Source organism: Thiomonas sp., assembly GCF_054608695.1.
The window spans coordinates 1-2,880 of sequence record NZ_JBTRXV010000196.1 but is presented as its reverse complement, the minus strand read 5'-3'; the positions used below and the strand labels follow the sequence as shown (position 1 = coordinate 2,880).

The 2,880-nt window shown below is 62.9% G+C and carries 3 protein-coding genes and 1 pseudogene; 2 read left to right on the top strand and 2 right to left on the bottom strand.

The window, feature by feature from the left end; translation table 11 throughout:
* Together ACYCUK_RS24175 and ACYCUK_RS24170 are read left to right on the top strand one after the other, a co-directional pair.
* Positions 1-250, top strand: a pseudogene (locus ACYCUK_RS24175) (pantetheine-phosphate adenylyltransferase); the annotation flags it as partial.
* Between the two features lie 50 nt (positions 251-300).
* Positions 301-552, top strand: a complete 252-nt coding sequence (locus ACYCUK_RS24170; RefSeq protein ID WP_461268830.1) for a YfhL family 4Fe-4S dicluster ferredoxin — start codon at positions 301-303, stop codon at positions 550-552.
* On the opposite strand, the gene ACYCUK_RS24165 is transcribed toward ACYCUK_RS24170, so the two are convergent.
* Together ACYCUK_RS24165 and ACYCUK_RS24160 are read right to left on the bottom strand one after the other, a co-directional pair.
* Positions 549-2,543, bottom strand: a complete 1,995-nt coding sequence (locus ACYCUK_RS24165) for a dynamin family protein (protein WP_461597124.1) — start codon at positions 2,541-2,543, stop codon at positions 549-551. The genes ACYCUK_RS24170 and ACYCUK_RS24165 overlap by 4 nt on opposite strands.
* Positions 2,544-2,558: 15 nt before the next feature.
* The coding region (locus ACYCUK_RS24160) for a zinc finger domain-containing protein (protein WP_461597123.1) at positions 2,559-2,880 on the bottom strand (322 nt) is incomplete at its 5' end.

Below are 2,880 nucleotides of genomic sequence, written 5' to 3'. Positions count from 1 at the left end.
CCGCGGGCTGCGCGCCATTTCGGATTTTGAGCATGAATTCCAGCTCGCCTCCATCAACCGCCGGATGAACCCGGAGATGGAGACCCTCTTTCTGATGACCTCGGACCAGCACACCTTTTTGTCTTCCAGCCTGGTGCGGGAAATCAGCCGCCTGGGCGGCGATGTGACGGCCTTTGTCCAGCCGCAGGTGGCCATGGCCCTGCGCCAGCGTTTTCACGGCCAGGTGGACGGGGAGCCTGGCGCGGAATAACATAGTTCGGCGCTTGGTCTTTTTCTGTTTGCATTTTTTACGGGGAGCATATGTCGTTACTGATTACCGATGAATGCATCAACTGCGATGTCTGTGAACCCGAGTGTCCCAACAATGCCATCTCCGTGGGTCCACAGATCTACGTGATCGACCCCGCCCTCTGTACGGAATGCGTGGGACACTATGACACCCCCCAATGTCGCGAGGTCTGCCCGGTCGACTGCATCATCGGCGATCCGCAGCATCCGGAGTCGGCCGGCGAACTGGAACAGAAGTTTCGCCAGTTGACCGGGCAGGGCTAGGGATTGGGGGCCGGAAGCTCCGACCCGGGATGGTCCTGCCGGAGCAGCGGCAGCAAGAGCGTCCAGCGGGCATCCACCTGGCGCATATCGGCCTGACGGTCTGCCAGGGCCCGCTGGAGTTGCAGGATGCGGGTGTCGATATTGCCCATGGCCTGGGAAATGGACTCCAGGGCGGCGAGTTCCTCCTCTGACTTGGCTTGAAAGATCTCCATCTGGCGATTCATGACGGCCATGATTTCGTCCACCCAGCTTTCGGCCTCATGACGGGTTTCCAGGACAAAGTCGCGGATGCGGCTGGCCACCGTGAGGAAGGCCTTGCGCACCACGGCACCCTGGGTGTTGACGGCAATCTCCAGCTTCATTCCGAAACGTTCATAGTTTTCGGCCATGGTCAGCAGTTCGGCGCGGCGCGGCATGATGGCGTAGGGGATGGCCCCCAGTTGCGGAAGATGATAGCGGGCCTGCAGGGGTTGGTACTCTTCTGCCACCAGGGTCGCCACTTGCTGCGCGCCTTCGAGGGCGGCGTCAAAGCGGGCAATGGCGTCGGCAAAGAAGCTCTTGAAGCGCTCCACGATGCCTGCCGTCGTCCATGCCGAGAGCATTTCGCCCTTGGCGTTGCTGATAATCAGGTCAAAGGTGCCAGGCGCCAGGGGTGCCAGCAGCCCTTCTTCCACCGCGGCGCGAAAGGCGGTTTTCTTCTGCTCGAAGGCGCGGCGATCCGCCTCGAAAGAACGCAGAACCTGTTGATGCTGGGCCACGAGCTTGGGCACTTTTTCGCCGGTCTTCTCCTTGAGGCGGCGCATGCTATCCATCTGCGCCGTGATTCCTTGCATCTGGTCGCGCAGGATGGCCTTCTGATCCATGACCGTCCGCTCCACCACGGCACGACAGCGTTCCCGGATGCTTGCCTCCTGGGCGGGAACGAGAATGGTGGCGATGGCCTCCTCCAATACCGACAGGCCGCTCCGGGTCAGCAAGTCGGCATCCTGGCGAATCCGGGCCACCAGCCCCTTCTGACCGGAAACGGGGATAACCTGCTCGCGGCGCACCCCCAGACGAGCGGCGGTGGCACCAATCTGACGGGCGATTTCCGCCTCCACTTCCGACCGGTCGCGCAAGTCGTCCCACAAGGTGTCGACCTTGTTGAGGATAACCAGTTGTTTCTGGCTGGGGTTGCGCATCAGATATTGTTCCCAGATGGCGAGGTCGCTCTGGGTCACACCCGTGTCGGCACCCAGCACGAAAATAATGGCGTCGGCATCGGCCAGCATGCCGAAGGTCAGCTCCGGTTCGGCGCCTATGGCATTGAGGCCGGGCGTGTCGAGCACGGTGAGTCCGGCGTCCAGCATGGGATGGGGCAGGTAGATGAGGGCGTGCCGCCAGCGCGGGATCAGCACCTTGCCCAGGCCACAGGAGGGGCATACCGTTCTTTCCCGATCCTTGGGCGTGCGATTCAGGGGTGGGCAAAGGCCGAAGCGACGGGCCTCCTCAATGGGCACGCAGATGGTTTCCGTCAGGTGCGCCAGTTCCGCGTTCCGCCCGCTGTTGCTCTCCAGGCCCAGGGGTATCCGGGTCCAGGCGCTTCCGGCCTTCTTGAGCTTTTCGATGGTGACGTCCAGGGTGCGGCTGGCGATGGGCAGCAACTGCATGCCGGGGTTGCCCTGGGGGGCACCGCGAATCTCCACCGGACACATGGTGGTCTGGCCGGGACTGGAGGGAAGGAGCCGGCCGCCCACATCGGCAAAGAAAAGGGCATTGATCAACTCGGTCTTGCCGCGGGAAAACTCGCCGACGAAGGCCACGCGCAGACTGTCCTGAGCGATCTCGTAAGCCAGGGTTTCCAGGCGCAGGACCGTACCACCGGGCAGCAGGCCCAGATCCGTGGTCAACGCCGCCAGATCATGCAATCGCCCGGCTACCTGGTCGCGCCAGTGGCTGAATAGCTGCAGTTCGCGCAGGATGGGTGATAGGGCTAGCTGATGGCTTGGCATGACGCTCCCCGCATTTCAATGTTGGCAATGTGGACAGAAGTAGCTGCTGCGCCCGCCAATGCGGACGCTGCGAATAGGCCCGCCGCAGCGGAGGCAGGGCGCATCCACCCTCCCATACACCGCCAGAGATAGTCGAAAATGCCCATCCTTGCCATCGGGCTGCGTAAAATCCCGCAAGGTCGTGCCACCTTCGGCAATGGCCTCGGCCAACACCGCGCGGATCGCGGCGGCCAATCGCTCATAGCGCACGCGGCTGATGCCACCGGCGGCGCGGCGGGGATCGATGCCGGCGCGAAAAAGGGCCTCGTTGGCATAGATATTCCCCACCCCGACCACG

What these genes read in the sequence shown, in the direction of transcription:
- ACYCUK_RS24165 (WP_461597124.1), bottom strand. Translation starts at nt 2,543, where the DNA reads ATGCCAAGCCATCAGCTAGCCCTATCACCCATCCTGCGCGAACTGCAG.
- ACYCUK_RS24170 (WP_461268830.1), top strand. Translation starts at nt 301, where the DNA reads ATGTCGTTACTGATTACCGATGAATGCATCAACTGCGATGTCTGTGAA.